Here is a 20,012-nt window from a genome sequence, read left to right on the forward strand (position 1 = left end):
CTAACCGGGTCACTGCTGCCGCTCAATCGGGAGACTCCTGACAGCGCAGATGGGCGTCAGCGGCCGTTGCATTACGCGCCGGCCGGCCTGTGCGGCGTTGGTGACCCGGCGGCGGCTTCGGTGGCCGATTCCCGCTTGAGCGCCCCCACCCGGAAGCGGCGCCGACTATTGGCCGTGCTTGACGTCCGCCTTGCCAGGATTCGGGCGCGTCACTGGCAGCAGCCTGCGCCCGCAGGGCTGCAGTATTGGAATGTCATCTCATGAGGACATGAGGAGTTGTCAGATGCCCTGGAAATCCGCTCTCACCGTGCTTGCCCTGTCCGCCGCCGCGCTGCCGGCGCTGGCCCAGCCCGACCGCCAGGTGGTCGAGGACATGCTCACCCGCTCGGCCAACGTCTGCCACGGCCACAGCACCGACCGCACCTCGCCCACCGTCAAGGCCGTGCCCGTCGGCGCGCTGCGGGTGATGCTGGAACGCAGCCTGGTCATGTGCCCAGACCGCTGCCTGGATGCCGCCGCGCCGGCGGTGTTCTACGGCTGCCTGGGCGTGTTCGCCTGGAACCCGGAAGTGCCCACCGCCAAGCCGGTGATCGTCAAGCAGATCGACACCATGACCCACAACGAGGAATACCCCACCGACACCCTGGTGTGGGATGCCACGGGCATCGTGCTCAATCAGCAGACCGTGCCGATGTTCGAGCCCAAGCCGGGTGCGGCGGTGTTGTACAAGGTGCGTTGAGGCTCGGGCAGGTCGAACCGTGCTCCGTCGCTTCAACAGCCTATCGGCACGCTTTCTGGCTACCAATGTGCCGGCCGATTGCCGCATCGGCGTGGCGTAATAAGCCGGTTATCACGATTTTCAACAGTGGCTGGAGCGTCGGACCGGCTAGCGCCAGCTGCGCGTCAAACGCTGTGCGCTTCTTGCAACGTACCTCGTAGTTCCGATCACGCTCATTGAGCTGGAGCAGCCAAGCGCCTGTCTGTCTCCTTCAAATGGCGCTTTAAGACGCTTGGGATGTTGACAGCAGCTTGGGAGGTGGATAGCGTCGGTCAGGCAGCAGCGCCCTTCTTTTTGATAGGAAATCGAGATGAAAATTAGATCGCTGCAAATGTGGGTCGCCATCGCAGTCGCATCCTGGTCCGCAGCCGGCAACGCCCACTCCGCAGAAAATGCGCTTGCGGATGGCTCAGCGACCCTCGCAGAGGCCATGCAAGCACAACGGCGGCTTGCCAAGCAAAATGCACCCATCCGTTCGCAACAACTGTTGGCGGAGTATCTGGTTTCGCAGGGTTCCCGTGGCGCCTCGCCAATCGACGGGCTGTCACCATCAAGTCGGGAGCGTTTCATTCGCTCGCTGCAATTCAATGCGAACGGCCTTGCGTCCTTCTACTACGCCGATATCGAGCGCGAATTACCGTTGGCCGAGGCATGCCGGCTGCTCGCGCTATTTGGCGTACAGCATATCGTGGGCCTCTTCGACAGGCCGCGTATCGTCACCTTGAGCGACAAAGACATTCAAACAGCATTCTCGACCACACCACAGATGATGAAGGAGGACCACACGCAGTACTGGTGCTCCGGCCGGGCCACATGTAGCACGATGGCTGGGAGCATCTGCATGAGCGGCTGCTGACGTTGGCTCATCAATCGATAATTGGCGGCGTTTACGCGCATCCATTTGCCGTCATCGCCGTGATGGCGGCGCTTTTGCTGCCGCTATCAACCTTGGCACAGACGAGTTACGACGATCTCGTCAACTACAACAGCTCCCTGCGCGAGGCCAGTGGCGTAGGGCGCGCACGCGCCGTCATGGCACGATATGACACGCTCCATGCTGCGCCTGCCAACGCGCTGCGCGCGGCCTCGGACGCGGCGCTCGAAGATCGCTTCAGATCGACAACGTTGGTGTTTGTCTATTCTCTATCGAAGAAGCACGCAGAGGACCTCAAGCGCATTGGCATGGAACTGGAACGGCGCGGCAAGCTGTCGCCGTGGCATGCCGGAGAGATCGCTGGCGCTTTTGTCGCCGTGCGCGATATCGAAGGCCTGAGGTGGGCACGACGCCGTTGGCCGGCAACTCAACTCCCAGAGTTCCCAACGTTGGCAGGGCTTGGCGGCAACGTGATCGAAGTGAACACGCTGACGCAACTGACGCGCCGGCAGCTGGATCTGCACCGCCTGCAGGTCGTCGCCGTCGTCCATCCGTCCTGCGGATTTTCCCAACGTGCTTTGCAGGATATCGCGACGCGCCCGGAATATGCCTGGCTCCGCGCCAGGCTCATCTTGCTGGTGCCGCCAGAGACAAGCCTTCCGATAGTTGGTATCCACGCATGGAATGCCGTGCATTCGGACCTGCCGATGCGCTTGATGAGCAGCCGCGAAGAATGGCGCATGCTACCCAGCCTGGATACGCCCACCTTTTATCCTGTGTCCGACGCCACTGTGCGAGACAGCACCGAGGGCTGGCCGAACCCAATGCTGGCGCGCTTGGCGACGGCGGTTGCGGCGGACGCTGGCGATTGAGGGGCAAGCCCCGCATTGCGGGATGGTGTAACTGAGCAAGCCCTGGTATCGCAGCCGTACCATTCAGCAGTCCGGTGCCAAAGCCGCGTCATTACCTCCAACCGGCCGGGTAAGAAACATGGCGTATGCAGGGAACTCCAGCGCGGCGTACTTCAGGTACACATGACGGTCGAACTCGGCCGCGAAGGCGGCCAGCGCCAGCCATAGCAGCGCCCACGCCACGCGGGCGACGGCTTGCACAGATACCTCGACACCATCGCGCATCGGATCGACCCGCAGACCCCGCTCCTTTGCCCAGCCTGCGCCCGGCAGCGGCACGCTAGCATGGACGCGCATTAGGAGCGTTGGCGACGATCGTAGGAGCGGTGTGGGAGGAAGGCTCACACGTGGCGCTGCACGCCTTGCGAAACCGGGGCCAAGCAATCGCCGCGAGCTCACGCTAACGCGTTATTTCGGATATCTGAAAATCAAATAGTGCGGACTGTTTCAACGGTGCGCATCGTTGTGCTGCCATCGCTTCAAGCTGATTGCATCGGCCCAACGGTCGCGGTGAAATATCTCGGCTCGCCGGTGATCGGGTCATCGAATGCCAGCGTCTGCGCGAACAGCTGCAGCGGGCGTCCCGGGTCGTCGGGCCGCCGATCTTCCAGGTCGGGATAGAAGCGGTCATGCAGGATCGGCGCGCCCAGCGCGGCCATGTGCACGCGCAGCTGATGCTTGCGCCCGGTGACCGGCTCCAGCCGATACGTCCACATGTTTGCGCCGCTCGCGACCACATCGATCACGGTCTCGCTATTCGGCTCGCCCGCGCCCGCGCCCTCGCGCATGCGGAAGAACGGCTTGCCCGGCTCCAGCCGGCTGCGATGCACATACGGAAACGTCAGCCCCGGCAGCGGCGGTGCCACCGCCAAATAGTGCTTGCGGATACGCCGCTCGCGGAACAGCGCCTGGTAGATCCCGCGCGTGGCCGGGTTGGCCGAGAACAGCACCAGCCCAGCGGTATCGCGGTCGATGCGATGCAGTGGCACCAGCGACGGATTGTCGAAGCGCCGCACCAACCGGGTCAGCAGCGTTTCGCGCACGTAGATGCCAGCGGGGACAACCGGCAGGAAGTGCGGCTTGCAAGCAACGATCAAGTGCGCATCGGCATGCACCACCATTTCCGTCGCCGCAATGACCGGCTCATCCACTACCTCACGGAAGTAATAGATCTCCGCGCCGAGCCGATAGGGCGCGGAAACCTCCAACACCTGCTGCTGTGCATCCAGCACACGTCCGCACGCGAAGCGGTCACGCCACGTGGCGGCATCCACGCTCGGGAAACACGCACATAGCGCCTCCAATACCGTGCGCCAAGGGCCGGACGGCAGCTGGAACTGGCTGGCGGGAATGCCATCGTGGATCGGGCGGGGAGCAGACATGGCAACAGCAAAAGCACACTCAAGCAGATGGCCTGGGATCGTACCTTGTCGCGTCGATTCTCTCCGGTGCATCTGCTCTCCGATCCGAGACTGAGCCGTTCGAGCGATACCCATGCCGTGCGCTATTGGACCGACGTCCCCCCGACGTCCCCCCGCCCTGAGTAGCGGCCGGGTTTAGAGTCCAGTGCTAATGATATCGGTGTTTGCCAGATGTTGGGCATAAGCAGCCGGTGTCATGCCGCCGATTGCTTTCTTGGGTCGATCCTGGTTGTATTCGCGCCGCCAGCGTTCGATCTCGGTGCGTGCATGCAGCAGTGTTGGGAACCAGTGCTCGTTGAGGCATTCGTCGCGTAGTCGGCCGTTGAACGATTCGACGTAGGCGTTCTGGTTTGGCTTGCCGGGTTGGATCAGCCGCAACTGCACGCCACGGGCATGCGCCCAGGCGACCATTGCCTTACCGCAAAACTCCTTGCCGTTGTGCCCCGAGGGCAGGCTTCGCGCTCAGTGCGGATCACCTGCGGCAAACCGCGACTGTGGGCCAGTCGGTCCAGCACGCGCGTCACCCCGTGGCCCGAGATTGCGCGCTCCACGTCGATGGCGACCGCTTCGTGGGTTGCATCGTCCACGATCACCAGACACTTGAGTACCCGCCCTTCGGCAGTGCGGTCGAACACGACGTCCATCGACCACACCTGGTTGGCCTGCGATGGCCGCAGCAGCGGCTGACGCTCGCCCACTGGAACCTTTTTCCGCTGGCGGCGGCGGACTTGTAACTGCTGCTCGCGGTACAACCGCTCCACCCGCTTGTAGTTCACGATGCGTCCTTCCTGTCGCAATTTGAGATAAATCATCCCCACGCCATAACGGCGATGGCGATGCGCCAACGCACAGATGCGTTCACGCAGTTCGACGTTGCGATCTTCGCGGGGGCGATAGCGCAGCGCACTGGCGCTCATACCGATCGCTGCCAAGGCCCGGCGCTCGCTGGCACCGCACCCGATCCACTCGCGCACCAGCGCACGACGCGCCGGTGCGCTCACCACTTTTTTCGCAGCGCATCCTTGATCAGGTCGTTCTCGAACAGCTGCTCGGCCAGCAATTTCTTCAATCGAGCATTCTCTGACTCAAGGTCCTTGAGCCGTTTGGCATCGGGCACGCTCATCCCGCCGAACTTGCTGCGCCACAGGTAGTACGAGGCCTCGCTGAAGCCATGCCGCCGGCATAGGTCCTTGATTGCCACGCCCGCTTCGGCCTCACGCAGGAAGCCAATGATCTGTTCCTCGGTAAAGCGCTTCTTCATGTCCAATCTCCTCGGGGTAGGGAATTGGACTCCAAACTGAGGCGCTACTCAAAATCGGGGGGACGTCGCACTCGCAACAATTATTAGAATGGTCGAACGACCTTAAGCAAGCAATTATCCAGGAGCAATGAAGATGGAATCGAAGTTTCCAAAAAGAGTAGAACTGGAGCGCAAGTGTTTAGAGCCGCTAACAAAACTCAGGAAGAAGCCGTAAGCAGATGATCGAGCAAGCAAGCGATAGCAACGCCATGTGGGTATCGATGCGGCGTTCGAAGCGAATGCGCAGCTTGCCCATGCCAGCGAACCAGGCATGTGTGCGCTCCACGACCCAGCGATGACGTCCCAACCTGTCGTTACGTTCGGTGCCCTTGCGTGCGATCCATGCAAGGATGCCGCGCTGCTTGAGAACGGTGCGACACTGTTGGATGTCGTAGGCCTTGTCGGCATGCAGTGTGTCTGGCCAACGTCGCGGGCGCCCTGGTCTTCCGGAGATTGGAGGCAGGGCGTCAATCAACTCCTCAAACACCACCGAGTCGTGCCGATTGGTGCCGGTGACGCATACCGCCAACGGGACGCCGTTGCGATCGACGATCAGATGCCGTTTGCTGCCGCGTTTGCCGTGATCGGTCGGTTTTGGCCCGGTGTAGGCGCCCACCGGGGGGAGGCCACACTGGCGGCGTCCAGACTTGCCCGGCTCAGATCCAGCCGATCGGTGCGACGTCGCTCGGTCAGCAACACCTGATGCAGACGATGCCACACACCTGCGGCCTGCCAATCACGCAACCGGCGCCAGCAGGTCATGCCGCTGCCATAGCCGAGTTCCATCGGCAGGTCTTCCCATGGAATGCCCGTCCGCAAGACATAGACGATGCCGTTGAGGGCTTGTTTATCACTGATACGTGGCCTTCCACCTTTGGGGGAACACGTCACTTGTGGAATCAGTGGCTCGATACGCTTCCACAGCGCAATGGGGATCTCTTTGCGACGTGTCATGCCCTAATTTTTGCCAACAGCGAGACAACATTCAAGGGGTTTTGTTAGCCGCTCTTAGTCACCTTGAAGAGTGCGCCATGCGCGCACCTTCTTCCACAGCATGATGCGCCAAGCGATTGATCTGGAAGTAAGAAATGTGGGGATACCTAAGAACCTGACCCGTTTTTTACGCGTTTTTAATCCGTGGGCTTCCCTGCAGTGAATCCGGCCAGCCCTATATCGGACGTCAACCTAGGTCGGAAAACTCCTTGCTGCGTATCACTTTTCTGATTTCGCTTAGATTTTCCTGATGCGAATTCCATCCATTTATTATTGCAAATAATTTCCCGGCCTTGAAAAAATAGAACCTTGGTATCGAGTAAAATTCGATTTCCGGCCAATCCGCGTTGTCAAACGCCACTTTTAATGGTTGTCTCGGATGATCGGTTTTCCAATTGAGAAAGTCGCTAGAAATTAGCTGCGTGTCTCCGGATGCGATCCATATTGCATTTGCCTTGTTGAATGCACTGGAAATCTCCTTGTCGCTGTCAATGGAAAATGCCGCATCGCTCGCGAAATGGCAGCCAGAAATAACGATGATCTGCAACCCCGCATTGATATGCTGGAATGCGGGCGCAAACTTCCCTTTGCTTTCGTCAAAAATTATTACCCGGCGTGAGCCTTTTTCGATTCTTCCCTGTTCCAAAAGTACAACGTTTTCGTTTATTCCTTGTAGGTCCGTCTTGCCGGCATTTGGCATGAGTGCTTCAGCACGCCGAAAATCTCGGTACGATTCGAACGCCGTGCGCATGGCATCAACATCGCTTTCTTTCAGCTGATGCCTTGCCTTCAAGGCAAGATAAGAGACCTCCATATCATCGACATACTCCTGTCCACGCAGTCCTTCATAGAGGTTTGCATAAAATGCAAGTTGAGCGGACGCTTCGAATAAGGCCCTCAAGTCTTCTGTAGGCAAAGAGTAGGCAAATCTCAAGCTTGGACGTATGCGTTGGTTATAGCTCACCGACAGATACTTGAATCTTTGTCGCGGAGCATCGCGAAATTTTGCACCTTCCTGTATTACGTCCCGGACAACTTCTGTTATCGATCCATTTCGATTCATGGCATCGACATTCGCAAAGAGGGTGGACATAACCAATATCCACCCTAAAAGAGATCTAGTTACGAATATATTCATGCAGAATCTAGTGCGGGCTATTGGCAAGCGCGTGAACACATGCTGCCGTATTCTGGCCTACATTGGCTTGATGAACCATTGATGATGCAGATATTGCCGGATCGAGGAGTTGGAGTGTATGGGCTTTCCGACACGATAATATTTTTCTCCATTGGATTGCTTGCGGTTATCCCGGGAATGAAGGAAATTGTCTTTTGTGCACCAAATAGACTTAAGAGTTGGTATATCTGCTTTGTAGTTAAGTACTTGGTTAGCGATTCATAATAATAGGATGCAAGCCCTTTATCAGTAAACACAAGGCTGCTCTTAAAAGACTCTTGCGCGCTTGCAGGAAGCTTAAAAAAAACAGACGATGGGTTTGCTGAAAGGTATGAAATCAGTTTTTCTTGCGAGTTCACAGGCGCATTGGCCAACTCCACATCTTCTTGTAGCGCGAGCATTTGGTCGACATCATTCCCTTGATCTAACAAAGGAGCATGATCTGCTGCGTGCGCGTTGAAAAATGCAGCGAAAGCCAGAGCCGAGGCAACCATCTTTGTTTTCACGTTAATCCTTAATCAATTGAAATTTTTTCATACATAAAACGATTAGAGCACAGAATTTATGTCCTGCGTGAAGCAAATACTTCGCCCAGTGCTGACTAGCAACCCGCTTCGCAGAGAAGACGACGTTATTTTTCATACCAGGGATAACCATGAAATTCGTTTTAGGGTTATGTTTCGAAATCCGCGCGGTGTGCCGCGCCAGTGCGCTGCATCGGGCCGGCTGTTTCGCTGCCGGCCCGATGCAGCGCGGCGGGCGCAGGTGATGCAGGTGTAGAGCAGTTCGCGGGTGAGTACGCGGGCGTGGGCTTGACAGGGTCAACTTGAGTTATCCAATGGCCTCAGTCGCGCTTACAGTCGAGCAGCCGTTGCGCGGAATCCTTGACCTCCCATACATCCCACACCCGCCATCCTCGCCGCAGCCTCAACTGGAGAACACACGATGATGAAGTGGATGGGAACCGCACTGGCTGCGGCAATGCTGTTGGCCGGTTGCGCCAAGATAGAGGGCGAGAAGTTCGTGGGCCACTGGGTCAACGTGCAGACGCAGGACGAGACGATGGACATCGAGCGCAACGGCGAGACCTTCATGGTGCGCAGCACCACGCCCAAGTTCTTCAGCCGCACGCCCAAGACCGAGAGCTACCCGGCGGTCTACAAGGACGGGGCGCTGCAGGTCACCAACGATGGCGAGACGGTGAACTTCGCCATCGATGAGGCCAACGGCTACCTCAACACCGGCGGCGAGCAGTACCAGCGCGTGCCGGCCAAGTAAGGCCGCCGCTGTCGCCAGCGCCCGCGTGCCGGCCTTGACGGTCGCACGCTGGCGTTGTCTTTTTATGGTTTGCCCACAGTCCCGATGGCTTGCTGGGCGCCTGCCATCGCCGAGAAACACCGCGCCCGACGCACCACCCTTTGCCCAGCGTCGCTCTCCCCTGCCATTCCATCGCGCGCAGCCTTACAGTGCGCAGGCACGCCAGGGTCCTGGTGCTGCCCGACCGATCAATCCAGCAACTACGAGGGTGTCATGAGCAAGGGGATGGACCAGAAGAAGAGCCAGAAAAAAGAGCCGGCCAAGACGCTGAAAGAAAAGCGCGCGGCCAAGCAGGAAAAGAAGGGCAAGTAAGCCGCCCGGCCTGCCAGACGGCAGACGAGGTCAGGCGGAGGCCTGGCCTCGCGTTTTTTGGATGACACCAAGCGTTGGCGTGCGCTTTCCTGCCTGTTCACGCTGATGCTGCGCTGCTCCGCGATCGACAGGCCTTGCAAGTCACTGGGCTGACTCTATTATCAGCGTGACGTGTGAGACACCCTTCCTATCAAGCCGCCAGCCGCTTGATCCGCGATGGCAGGTCGCCCAGCGCGCGGTGCGCTTGTTCCAGCTCGTAATCGGCTTGCAGGCCTAGCCAGAAGCGCTCGGTCGTGCACAGCGCTGCAGCCAGGCGCACGGCGGTGTCGGCGGTGATGCCGCGCTTGCCCAACACGATTTCGTTGATACGGCGTGGCGGCACACCGGTGGCCCGCGCCAATGCGTTCTGGCTGATACCCATCGGCTCGAGGAACTCCTCAAGCAGGATTTCACCAGGGTGGATGTTGGGTAGGACTGTCATGGACAGATGCCTCGTGCTTCAGTGGTAATCGACAATTTCGACCTCGGCCACATCGCCCTCCATCCATCGGAAGCAGATACGCCACTGGTCGTTGATCCGGATGCTGTACTGCCCGCGCCGCTCGCCCTTCAACGCTTCCAGCCGGTTGGCAGGCGGAATGCGCAGATCGTCGAGGTGCGCGGCAGCGTTGAGCATGCGCAACTTGCGGCGCGCGACCGACTGGATGTCGGCCGGCAACCGGCGGGAGCGCTCACCCATCCAGATCTTTTCGGCTTCCTTGTCGACAAAGCTCCTGATCATGTGTCGACCATAACGCATGACGTTATATGACGCAAGCCGTTATGGATGAGTCGTCAGTTCTTGCTGCTGGGCGCTCAGATCGATGGCCACGCGGCTCATGACAAACTCCAAAATCCATCCAGCCGGAGATCAAGACAGGCTGCGTGAAGTAGAAGCACAAGCTCGCCAGAAGCAGTTCATCGAGTGTCGCAAAATGACAGCTGAAGAGGTCTTCCCTTGGTACAGCGACGGCTTCTCGGGACGTATCCGCCATCCACTTGAAGTGGATCGAGTGTGCGGTCGCCTCCCCGGCCGACAACAAGCGCGGTTTCGGAGCGGTGCGTGACGCGTAAGCCGCACTCCACCAGATACTTTTCAGATGCGGTGAGATTGTTTTCCATGACTCTTCCCGTAGGCGGCAGTTATCCGAAAACCTTGGATAACTGACTCTTGCTGTGACTCATTTCAGGTAAGGACATCCATCAGAACAACGAACCCTGCATGGGCATGCCAGTGGATGGTTCTGTTGCTCGCATGGCGGGTGCCGCCTGCTGCTGCGCACCCAAACGCCACGCCAGCCCCGAGATCCGCGCGGCGTGCCGTGCCAGCGCAGCGCGGATGACCGCTTCGCTGCCGGCCAGGTGCAAGGCGCGGCGGGCGCGGGTGATGCCGGTGTAGAGCAGTTCGCGGCTGAGCACGCGCGCGTCGCGGGTGGGCAGTTGCAGCCAGACTTCGTCGAATTCGCTGCCTTGGGCCTTGTGCACGGTCATGGCGAAGGCGCTTTCGTGGGCGGGTAGTGCGGCGGGGTGGAAGCCGCGCACCTGGCCGTCGCCGTCGCCTTCGAACCAGGCGACCAACGGACCTTGGGCACGGCTGTCTGTGGTTGGGTCGTGGCGGTTCGCGGTGCCGCCGGACTGGCTTGGTCCTGAAGACGGAGTTTCGTCGCTGCGCCCCGGAGAGGAACTTGCGTTGCTTCGCAAACAGATGCCGACGTCGCCGTTGAACAGGCCGTGGCGGTAGCTGTTTTCGTTGATCAGCAGCAGGCGGCCCTGGAACCAGGGCGAGGCGCCGCCGAGGCGGCGGGCGCCGGAGCCGGTTTCGGCCAGCAGCTGTTCGATGCGGGCGTTGAGGCCGCGGGCGCCTTGCGGGCCGGCGCGCACGGCGGTGAGCAGGCGCAGGCGCCCGGCGTCGCGCAGGGCGGCGGCCGGGTCGTGTGCGGCGGCCAGCGCGCGCCAGTGGGCGAGCAGTGCGTCGCGGCCTAGCGCCAGCGGGTCGTTGCCGTCTTCGTGGAAGTGCACGCCGGGCAGCTCGCCGCTGCGTAGCAGGGCCAGGGCAGTGTCGGCGTCGCCGGCGCGAATGGCGTCGGCCAGTGGGGCGAGTGCGAAGTCTTCCGCTTGGCGGTAGCCGCGCAGCAGGTGCACGCGGTGGCCGGCCAGACCGCCCGCGTGGGTGTTGGTGGGCGCGGTGTCGCAGGGCATGTTGCCGAGCAGCGGTTGCAGCGCGTCGGCGTCGTGCGGTTGCAGGGCGTCACCAGGGCCGGCGGCCTGCAGGATGGCGGCGAGCACGTCGCCGGCTTCCACAGAGGGCAGCTGGTCGGCGTCGCCGAGCAGGATCAGCTGGGTGCCATCGGCGACGGCTTCGACCAGCTTGCACATCAGCGGCAGGTCGACCATGGAGGCTTCGTCGACGACGATCAGGTCGAACGGCAGCGGGTTGTCGGCGTTATGGCGGAAGTGCGGGGAATCCGGAATGACGCCGAGCAGGCGGTGGAGGGTGCTGGCGCCGGTGGGCAGGAGCGATTCCCAATTGGGTGGCTCGCTCTCACCGGCCCTGCGGGCCCTCTCTCCCCTGAACGGCAGAGGGGAAGGGTCCGGGGTCGGTGGGAGCTGGATGCCGTCGGCAATGGCGCGGACAACTGCAAGGCGCAGGCTTTCAGCCATGCGCTCGGCGGCGCGACCGGTGGGCGCGGCCAGGGCGATGCGCGGGGCTGGGGTGCCAATCGCATGTGCCTGGGCGATGCGCAGCAGCAGCAGGCGCGCGATGGTAGTGGTCTTGCCGGTGCCGGGGCCACCGGTGACCAGCAGCAGCGTGCGGCGCAGGGCGAGGGCTGCGGCTTGGGCTTGGCGGTCTGGGGCTTGGGAGGAGTCGGGTGCGCTGGGAAACAACTGCGCGAACAGCGGCGCTAGCGTGGCTGCGTCGAGGGGCGGGGGCGATTGGGCGGCGATGCGTTGCAGACCTAGCGCGAGGCGGCGTTCGTATTCGCGGTAGCGGCGCAGGTAGAGCAAGCCGTGTTCGAGGACCAGCGGGCAGTCGGCAGCGGCGGGGTCTTCGGGCCGCGGTTGGTCGACCCAGCGTGAGGCTGCGAGGGTGCGCTGCCAGTGGGTTGGGTCTGGAAAGGACGGGGGCACACCGTCGCGTGGGTCTAGCAGCATGGCGGCGCGGGTGGGGTCGAGCCCTGCGTGGCCGCTGGTGACCGCAAGTGACGCTAATGCGGCACCGGCCAGGACCAGGGGGTCGGTGCTCGGGGCCAGGCGTTGCAGGCTCTGGGCGAAGGCCAGATCCAGCGTGCGCAGGGCGCCGGCCTGGTTGAGTGCAGTAAAGAGGTTCGGGTGGGTCATGGGATGCGAATTGCCATGGGGGACGTGCCCTCACCACAGCTCCTCCCCCGGGGGGAGGGGGGCTCTGCCCCATCGTTAGAACGATGCTCTGTGGGCGTGCCGGCGAACAGCGCGTCCAGGGCGTCCACCAGGGCTGGGTCGAAGCGCCAGGCGTAGATGCCGGGCCCAGGCGTGCCGGAGACGGATGAGCGGGTAGCGTCCAGGCCACGGCAGAACAGGTAACGCACGCCGCCGAAGTCGCGGGCGTAGTCGTAGGACTTGCCCAGGCGGAAGCGGAGCCAGCGATGCAGGGCGAGGGTGTAGATCAGCGCCTGCAACTCGTATTCGCTGTGCGCCATGGCGCGGGCCAGGGCGTCGGCGTCGTAGCTGGGAAGACGGTTGGATTTGTAGTCGAGCACGTACCAGCGGCCGTCGACGGTGTAGGTAAGGTCGATCAGGCCGGTCATCAGGCCCTCCAAGCGGTGGCGTGCGCCAAAGGCCTGGCGGTCGCCAACCACGCCAAAGCGATGCAGCAGTGCGAGCAATGCATCGACGCGGGTAGGCCGCATGGCGAAATGGAATTCCATTTCGTTGCGGCGCTGTGGCTCCGGCACGGCGGCCAGATGGGTGCCTTCCGGCAGGGTGACAGTGAGGGTGTGGCCGATCAGGGCGGTGAGCATGGCCAGGCCATCGTCCCATTCGTTATGGGCGTAGCCACCGCGTTGCAGGGCTTCGATGGCGGCGGCGGCCTGGCCCTGGGGTGCGGGTTGGCCTGGCTGCCAGGCATGCCAGGCGGCGAAGTCGCAGCGCTCGAACACCTCGTGCATCACCACGCCGAAACGATTGCCGGCAAAGCGCGGGTCGAAGGCGTCGGCATCGGTGGCCACCGCTATCGCCTCGCTACTGGACGGTTCGTCGCTGCCGCCGCTGCCGACGACGGTGGCGCTGGCCATCGGGTCGGTGGCGGCGCCGGCATCGGCGTTGGCCAATTGGGTGAAACTGTAGACCCACCACTCGGGCGCGATATGGCGCTGCGGGGTGCGGGCGGGCGGCACCTGCGCCTCGTCCGGTGGCGGCAGGCGTGGCAGGTTGGTTGGCGGCGTGGCGGTATCCACCACTACGGCGCCCTCCCCTGCAGCGCCCTGCAGCGCATCGAGTGCGCCCAGCATGCCGGACAAGGCGGTGCGTTCGTGCTGGTGGAATGAGCCGCTAGCGATCCACAGCGCGTGCTCGGCGCGGGTCAGGCCGACGTAGAGCAGGCGTGCGTCTTCGGCGCGTTGTTCCTGCTTCCAGGCCGCTTCGGCGGCGCTCCAGGTGGGGTCGTCCTTATCTGTCTTCCAATGCAGCTGACGGCCGCGACCCGGCGCATGCACCACGCAATGGCGGCCAGCGCCCTTATCGCTGCGGCCGATGCCGATATACGGCAAAAACACCAGCGGATATTCCAGGCCCTTGCTCTTGTGCAGGGTGACGATCTGCACGCGGCGCGCGTCCGATTCCAGCCGCAGTTGCTGGGCTTGGTCGTTGTCGTCGGCATTGGCGATGCGCCGCGATAGCCAATCGACCAGGCCGTGCGGGCCGAGTGCGCGCGCGTTGGCTTCCTGCAGCAGTTCGGCCAGTTGCAGGTAATTGGTGAGGCGGCGTTCGCCATCGACCAATACCAGCAAGCGTTGCCCGTGCGCGGCGCCGAGGTCGCCGATCAAGGCCAGCGGGCCGCCGCGTTGCCAGCGTTCGCGCCAGTCCAGTGCCTGCCGCTGCCAGCTGCGATGACGCTCGCCGTCGTGTTCGAGTGCGGCAATGGCAATGGCGTCTTCGCCGATCAACACGGTGGCCAATGCGGCGCGCAGGCGGCTGTCGTCGCCTGGATCGAGCAAGGCCTGCAGCAGGGCCAGCAGCTCCAGCGCTTCGTCGGTGGCGAACAGGCTTTGCTTGCCGGCGGCCACGGCGGGAATGCCCACTGCACTCAGCGCTTGCTGCATGCGCGTGGCCTCGCCGTGACTGCGCACCAGCACGGCGATGTCGCCGGCCTGCACCGGGCGGCCACAGACCGTGGCGCCGCCGTCGCGGCCATCGGCCAGCCAGCCGCGAATCGCCGCAACGCAGGCGGCGGTGGCCAGCTCGCGGGCGCGACCGGCGCTCCAGGGTTTGGGCTTGCCTGCTTGCTTGTTCTTCGCCGCTGGCGCGGCAGGCGGCGGTGGTTCGGGCGCGCGCCACAACGTCAATGCCGGGGCGGTGGCGCCTTCGCGTTGCAGGTCGGTGTCCAGCCGCTTGGTACCAGCCTGCACCGGGTGGAAAGCGATGCCGTCGGTGAGGAAGGCGTCGGTGAAGCCGGCCTGCGCGTACAGCGCGTCGATGGCCGCCAACACGCCTGGGCGCGAGCGGAAATTATGGCTCAGCGGCGGGGCAAGTTCAGCGGTGACCGCGGCATCCAGATACGCGCGCACGTCGCCGCCGCGGAAGCCGTAGATGGCCTGCTTGGGGTCGCCGATCAAAAACAGCGCCGGCGCAAGTTCGGCCGCGCGTGCGAGTGGGCCTTCGCCGAACACGTTGGAGAAGATCGACCACTGGCGGTCGTCGGTGTCCTGGAATTCGTCCACCAACGCGATGGCGTATTGCGCGCGCAGGCGTTTGACCAGTCCGTCGGCCTGCGCGCCTTGCAATGCCTGTGCGACGCCATCGACCAGATCGTCATAGGTTTGCACGCGGCGCTGGCGCTTGAGCAAAGCGAGCCGTGCGATGGCGTCGTCGCGCAGGGCGTGCAGCAGGCGGATGCGGCGGCGGGTGCGCCATTCTTCGACGCGTGCCAGCGCGGTGAGATAGCTGTCTATCTCGTGGCTCATCGGCGAGGCCGGTGTGCGGTCGACGAACTTCTTGTTGGTGCCCGATGCAAGTTCCGCAGCGGTCAACTTGAGCAACTTGGCATGGGGCGCGGTGCTGATCGATGGCGCGGCGGCGAAACGTTCGAACCAATGCCACAACGATGCCAACCAGTCGGGCTTATAGCTGCCCTTGCTCAAGATGCCGCCATCGATGGCGGACATGATGGCTTCGAAGAAGGCGGTGCCGTGGGCCTGGAACGCGGCGGCCAATGCGGCGCTGGCGTCTTGCACGGCCTGTAGCAGCGCGGCGGAATTGTCGGTAGTCGTTGCCACCTCCGGCAACAGCGTTGGATGACGCACCAGCGCGCGCAGATCGCTGGCCAATGCCTCGGGGCCGCCCGACCACAGCGCGATCAGGTCTTCGGCCATCACCGCATCGGCGGCACGCTGGCGCCACAAATCGGCGGCGACTTCGCCCAGCAATTCGCGGTCGTTGGCGAGCAGTTGCGGTGCGGCGAAGGCCTGGCCGCTTTCCAGCGCATGTTCGCGCAGCACGCGCGCGCAGAAGCCGTGGATGGTGAAGACCGCAGCCAGGTCGATTTCCTCCACCGCCTGCTGCAGGCGGCGGCGCAACGCAGCAGGGGTTTCGGTGCCGGTGGCCAGATGCGCGGCGAGGATGCTGCGGGTGAGGAGGGCGTCTGGCGGTTCGTGTAGGAGCGGACCCGGCCGCGACGGGTTGTCGGCAAGGTCGGTCGCGACCGAAGCCACGCCTACAGAGGGCGATGAAGTGTCGGTCGCCTGCGCTGTGGTCAGTTCGGTCGCGGCCGAAGCCGCTCCTACAACAGCCGACTGGTCATCCGGCACCAACGTTGCGGCCAGGACGAGGCGCTCGCGGATACGGCGACGCAATTGCTGCGTTGCGGCGTCGGTAAAAGTGACCGCGAGAATCTGGTCGATGCGCAGACCGCGCTCGACCAACAGCCGGGTGAAAAGCGTGGCCAGGGTGAAGGTCTTGCCGGTGCCGGCGCTGGCCTGGATCAGGCGCACGCCGTGCAGCGGCAAGTGCACGTACGGGTCGGTGACGGGCATGGCGCTCATTCGGCGTCTTCCTGCGCGCCGTGCCAGTGTCGCCAGCTGTCGATCAAACGCTCCGGGTCGAGCGCAGCATCGGTGTTACCGCGCTCGAGCAGGTCGTACACGCGATGGCTGGTGGTGGCGAACTCGGCGAAACGCTGCGCGTCGGCGAACGGGTCGCGGCCACGGTTGACCAGGCGCAGTTCCGGGCTGTGCGATTCGCTCCAGCCGAAGCTGGATTGCCACTGCCCGGCAGCGTCCTTGATGGCCTTGTCCAGGTCGTCGCTGCGCGCGGCCTGGTGATACTTCCAACTGCTGTACGGCGCGAAGGCCAGCGGCGTCTGCAGGCCATGCCGATACAGCCGCAACAGCTCGGCCAATGCGGTTTGCGCCTGCGTCTGCGACAGCGGTTCGGTATCCATGGGATGCGGGCCCAGGCCGTCGTCGTGTTCGAAGAAACGCACATACGGCACGTGCTTGCCGGCGGCGCGCAGCAGCAGCCATTCCAGGCCGTGGCGAATCGCACTGCGGCCGCTGGGCGGGCCGACTTGCACGCGCCCTACTCCGCTGGCATACCAACCGGGCACGCGACCGTGCATATCAATGCCATCGATCTGCACTTGCAGCCGGCGCGACTCGGCCGATGCCTCGCCACGCCACTGCCGGAACGCGTCGGCATACGGGCGCAGTTGCGCCACACGCTCATCGAGTTGGCGACGTCCCAACGGGCCGGAAGGCAGCATCGCGCGGGCACGCAGGCGCTCGTACAGGCGGTCGGTGTCGCCGGCCAACGCGGCGTCGAGAACATGCTGCTGCAAACCGTAGTGATCCAGTCCGCGCGTGGAGGCGAGCAACGGTTCGAGGTCGCTGTCTTCGCCGGCCGGATCGGGCAAGCGCATGCCCAAGCGATGACGCAGAAACTGCCCGGCCGGGTCGGCAAACAAGCGGCGCAGATCGTCGATGGACACGCTGGTGGGCAACGCACTCTCATCGGCCGGCATCGCACCGGCCACCCACGGCGCGAGCGGCTGCCGCTGGCCGACCAAACTGTCCACCGCCGGCCGCCATTGACGGCGATAACTGAAGCGACGCGGGTCGGCGCCGTCTTCGCCCAGCGCACCGAACGCGGCGGCGGCGAATGGTTGCAACGGGTGACGCACCACCAGCGTGTCGATCGCATCGGGGGCGGCATGATACTGCGCGGCGCTCGCCAACAATTCACTGACCAACACGGAAGGTTCGCGCGCGCTGCCATCGCGCGCATCGGCGCCGAGATAGCTCAGGTAAAACACCTCTTGCGCGGAGGCGAACAACTGCAGAAACAGAAACCGGTCGTCCTCGCGCGTGGAGCGGTCGCCATGCCGGCGACGCTCTGTGCCCAGTTCTGCGGTGAGGCGATTGAGCCCGGCGGCCGGGTCGCGACGCGGGAAATCGCCATCGTTCATGCCGAGCAGGCAGATCACGCGGAACGGCAGCAAGCGCATCGGCACCATGCGGCCGAAACTGATGCCGCCGGTGAGCAGCGGCGCGCGCGTATCCGACTCGCCCAGCATCGCGGCAAAATGCGCACGCACAACCTCGGCCGGCACGGTGCCGGCGTACTCGGCGCGCACCGCATCGCGGGCGAATTGGTCGATCAATCTGCGCAGCCGATCCAGCGCGCGCTGTGCACGCGGTGCCGATGGCGTGGTCGGGATCAGTGCCTCCAACAGACCGAGCAGACGCTCGCGCCATTGAACCGGCGTCATCGCTTCGGCCAGCATCGACTGATGGCGTTCGAGCACGCGCAGCAGCCGCAGCAGCGTGTCGAGCGCCGCCAGCGCGCTGCCTTCCAACTGCGGCCATGGCGCCACGCCATCGATGTCGTCATCGGCGCCGCTAGCGTGGCCGAGCAGCAGCCGGTCCAGCGCGAATCGCCAGGTATAGGCGTCGTCGCCCGGTGCCTGCAATTGACGCCGATGCGCCGCGTCCAGCCCCCAGCGCGCACCAGCCGCGTGCAACCAGCCACGCAGACGTTCCAACCCGGTTTCATCCAGGCCGGCAGCTTCGGCAATCGGCGCGCTGGCGAGCAGGTCGAGAATTTCGTGCAGGCCGAAGCGTGCGATCGGCAAACCGAGCAGGGTCAAAAACACCTCGGCCAGCGGCTCGCTCGCCAACGGGCTGGCATCGGCCAATGCATAGGGCAGCGCGTCGTCGTTGCCGTGGCTGCCGAACACCGCGTCCAGATAGGGCGCATACGGGTCGATATCCGGCGACAGCACCGCGATTTCGCGCGGTTGCAGCAGCGGGTCGAAGCGCGGGTCGTCGAGCAGGGCGCGCAGTTGGTCGTGCAGCACCTGCAACTCGCGCAACCGGGTATGGCAGGCGTGCAGCTGCAGGCTGGGGTCGTGCAGATTCACTGCCGGCAACAATGCAGGCACGCCCGGCGCGCGACGATGGAACAAGTCGCTCTGCATGCGCCGTAACAGGCTGTCGCCCAGGCCACCAGCGGCAAGCGCGCGGCGGCCGGATTCGAGCGGGTCGGCGTAGGCGGCGATTTCGGCTAGCGGATGCACCACCTCGTAGTCGCCGACCAGCGCCATGAAGTCGCGCCCGGCCGCACCCCAGGCCTGCAGTAACGGGTTTTCCTGCACCTGCTCGGCAAACAGCTGCACCGCCCCATCCTCGCGACGGCGCTGCCACAGGGTCTGCAGATCGCCCCAATAGCCTTGAGTCGGCGTAGGCAGATAGAAATGCAGCGTGCCCACGCGCGCCTGCGTGGCCAGCACGCGCAGCACGTCGGGCGAAATATTGAGAATGGCGAAGGCGAACAAGCGCTTCGGCAAGCCCTGCGGTAGCGGACCATCCGGGCGCGCGTAGCGATTCAGATACTGGCCGATGCGGCGCGCACGGTACTGACGACCGGAAGCGACCTTGCGCCACAGCCGAGCCTGCGGATCATCGGGATCGGCGCCGCTTTCCCAGCGCAGCAACCAGTCGCGTCGCCACGCCTGGTACTTCTCGAACACGCTGCCCAGCTCGCCGGCCAGTGCCCATGGCTTGAGCGCATCGCCATCGGCCAGATAAGCGGCCAGCGGCGCCAATGCGGCATCGCTGCCCAGATCGGCCTGCAGCGCCTCGTACAAGCGCCACTGCGTGGTCACCATGTCCAGATCGTCCTCGGCCGGACCGAGATTGGACTCCAGCGCGCGCGCGACGCATTCGCCGGGGGTGAGGAATTCCAGATTCGCCGCAACTCCGTGCTCGGCCGCCAGCGTGGATTGCAGCCAGCGCCGCATCGCTACCTGCGGGATCAGCACCACCTCCGGCTGCAGCAACGGCTGCTCCGGCACCGGGCGGCGCAGCTCTTCGGCGAGCAAGGCAGCAAGCGTATCCAGCGCGTTGGAAGGATAGAGACGAAAATCGGGCGCGGAAGTGGTGTGCATGCTTGCATGCATTGTGCCGGATTGAGCACGGCGCACGACGCATTGCATATTTGGTGGACAGCGGACGCGCTTCCATCAACACGAAGGGGATGTCACCGTCATTACATTACCGCCGAAAACCTAGCGTTGACCCTGCCCGCCAAGTACCCCAGGGCCAGTACCCCCGGTCCATGATATTAAGAGCGGCATGTAGGCTCGATCATCTGTTTCTGGCGTATCTGCCACAACACCGCCGCGCTTGAACATTGTCCAGC

At 63.5% G+C, this 20,012-nt stretch carries 13 protein-coding genes and 2 pseudogenes; 4 read left to right on the forward strand and 11 right to left on the reverse strand.

The annotated features are described in order from the left end of the window. The first annotated feature begins 283 nt into the window (after positions 1–283). The 3 genes from J5I97_RS19200 (at position 284) to J5I97_RS19210 (ending at position 2,524) form a co-directional block, all read left to right on the forward strand. The gene (locus tag J5I97_RS19200) at positions 284–739 is read left to right on the forward strand and encodes a hypothetical protein (protein WP_208588203.1); all 456 of its coding nucleotides are present in this window, start codon (positions 284–286) and stop codon (positions 737–739) included. A 349-nt stretch (positions 740–1,088) separates the two neighbouring features. Continuing rightward, the gene (locus J5I97_RS19205; RefSeq protein WP_208588204.1) at positions 1,089–1,634 is read left to right on the forward strand and encodes a hypothetical protein; all 546 of its coding nucleotides are present in this window, start codon (positions 1,089–1,091) and stop codon (positions 1,632–1,634) included. 2 nt (positions 1,635–1,636) lie between these two features. Then, positions 1,637–2,524 (forward strand): hypothetical protein, encoded by an 888-nt coding sequence (locus J5I97_RS19210; RefSeq protein ID WP_208588205.1) that lies wholly within the window; start codon positions 1,637–1,639, stop codon positions 2,522–2,524. 105 nt (positions 2,525–2,629) lie between these two features. Here J5I97_RS19210 and J5I97_RS20735 read toward each other — a convergent pair. From J5I97_RS20735 to J5I97_RS19240, 6 genes and pseudogenes are all read right to left on the reverse strand, one after another. After that, a pseudogene (locus J5I97_RS20735) lies at positions 2,630–2,788 on the reverse strand (DUF2306 domain-containing protein); the annotation flags it as partial. A gap of 254 nt (positions 2,789–3,042) precedes the next feature. Beyond that, positions 3,043–3,945: an RluA family pseudouridine synthase gene (locus J5I97_RS19220; protein WP_208588206.1), complete on the reverse strand. Its 903-nt coding sequence runs from the start codon at positions 3,943–3,945 to the stop codon at positions 3,043–3,045. Between the two features lie 174 nt (positions 3,946–4,119). After that, positions 4,120–5,245: pseudogene (locus tag J5I97_RS19225) on the reverse strand (IS3 family transposase). Positions 5,246–5,432: 187 nt separating this feature from the next. Next, positions 5,433–6,238 (reverse strand): IS5 family transposase gene (locus J5I97_RS19230; RefSeq protein ID WP_208588207.1). Its coding sequence is split into 2 segments (ribosomal slippage): positions 5,433–5,908 and positions 5,908–6,238, totalling 807 coding nucleotides; the frame shifts between segments, so codons are not numbered across the junction. Positions 6,239–6,464: 226 nt separating this feature from the next. After that, the gene (locus J5I97_RS19235; protein WP_208588208.1) at positions 6,465–7,370 is read right to left on the reverse strand and encodes a hypothetical protein; all 906 of its coding nucleotides are present in this window, start codon (positions 7,368–7,370) and stop codon (positions 6,465–6,467) included. A 62-nt stretch (positions 7,371–7,432) separates the two neighbouring features. Beyond that, entirely contained in the window at positions 7,433–7,960 is a 528-nt protein-coding gene (locus J5I97_RS19240) for a hypothetical protein (protein WP_208588209.1), read from the reverse strand. A gap of 439 nt (positions 7,961–8,399) precedes the next feature. Here J5I97_RS19240 and J5I97_RS19245 point away from each other — a divergent pair, with 439 nt between their 5' ends. Beyond that, positions 8,400–8,732, forward strand: coding sequence for a hypothetical protein (locus J5I97_RS19245; protein WP_208588210.1), 333 nt, complete (start codon positions 8,400–8,402; stop codon positions 8,730–8,732). Positions 8,733–9,273: 541 nt separating this feature from the next. Here J5I97_RS19245 and J5I97_RS19250 read toward each other — a convergent pair. The 5 genes from J5I97_RS19250 to recC form a co-directional block, all read right to left on the reverse strand. Further along, positions 9,274–9,564: a HigA family addiction module antitoxin gene (locus tag J5I97_RS19250; RefSeq protein WP_002803896.1), complete on the reverse strand. Its 291-nt coding sequence runs from the start codon at positions 9,562–9,564 to the stop codon at positions 9,274–9,276. 18 nt (positions 9,565–9,582) lie between these two features. Continuing rightward, positions 9,583–9,864, reverse strand: a complete 282-nt coding sequence (locus tag J5I97_RS19255) for a type II toxin-antitoxin system RelE/ParE family toxin (RefSeq protein ID WP_016902142.1) — start codon at positions 9,862–9,864, stop codon at positions 9,583–9,585. A gap of 461 nt (positions 9,865–10,325) precedes the next feature. Further along, positions 10,326–12,461: an exodeoxyribonuclease V subunit alpha gene (recD, locus tag J5I97_RS19260; protein ID WP_208588211.1), complete on the reverse strand. Its 2,136-nt coding sequence runs from the start codon at positions 12,459–12,461 to the stop codon at positions 10,326–10,328. Next, positions 12,458–16,357, reverse strand: coding sequence for an exodeoxyribonuclease V subunit beta (recB, locus tag J5I97_RS19265; protein WP_208588213.1), 3,900 nt, complete (start codon positions 16,355–16,357; stop codon positions 12,458–12,460). The genes recD and recB overlap by 4 nt, the downstream gene beginning before the upstream one ends. Next, positions 16,354–19,758, reverse strand: a complete 3,405-nt coding sequence (recC, locus tag J5I97_RS19270; protein ID WP_208588215.1) for an exodeoxyribonuclease V subunit gamma — start codon at positions 19,756–19,758, stop codon at positions 16,354–16,356. The genes recB and recC overlap by 4 nt, the downstream gene beginning before the upstream one ends. Positions 19,759–20,012: the final 254 nt, after the last annotated feature.

Origin of the sequence: Xanthomonas fragariae, from assembly GCF_017603965.1 — a bacterium.
Lineage (GTDB): Bacteria > Pseudomonadota > Gammaproteobacteria > Xanthomonadales > Xanthomonadaceae > Xanthomonas > Xanthomonas fragariae_A.

Coding starts and splice junctions, on each gene's coding strand:
- J5I97_RS19200 (WP_208588203.1), top strand. CDS start 284: ATGCCCTGGAAATCCGCTCTCACCGTGCTTGCCCTGTCCGCCGCCGCG.
- J5I97_RS19205 (WP_208588204.1), top strand. CDS start 1,089: ATGAAAATTAGATCGCTGCAAATGTGGGTCGCCATCGCAGTCGCATCC.
- J5I97_RS19255 (WP_016902142.1), bottom strand. CDS start 9,864: ATGATCAGGAGCTTTGTCGACAAGGAAGCCGAAAAGATCTGGATGGGT.
- J5I97_RS19245 (WP_208588210.1), top strand. CDS start 8,400: ATGATGAAGTGGATGGGAACCGCACTGGCTGCGGCAATGCTGTTGGCC.
- J5I97_RS19220 (WP_208588206.1), bottom strand. CDS start 3,945: ATGTCTGCTCCCCGCCCGATCCACGATGGCATTCCCGCCAGCCAGTTC.
- recD (WP_208588211.1), bottom strand. CDS start 12,461: ATGACCCACCCGAACCTCTTTACTGCACTCAACCAGGCCGGCGCCCTG.
- J5I97_RS19235 (WP_208588208.1), bottom strand. CDS start 7,370: ATGTCCACCCTCTTTGCGAATGTCGATGCCATGAATCGAAATGGATCG.
- recC (WP_208588215.1), bottom strand. CDS start 19,758: ATGCACACCACTTCCGCGCCCGATTTTCGTCTCTATCCTTCCAACGCG.
- recB (WP_208588213.1), bottom strand. CDS start 16,357: ATGAGCGCCATGCCCGTCACCGACCCGTACGTGCACTTGCCGCTGCAC.
- J5I97_RS19250 (WP_002803896.1), bottom strand. CDS start 9,564: ATGACAGTCCTACCCAACATCCACCCTGGTGAAATCCTGCTTGAGGAG.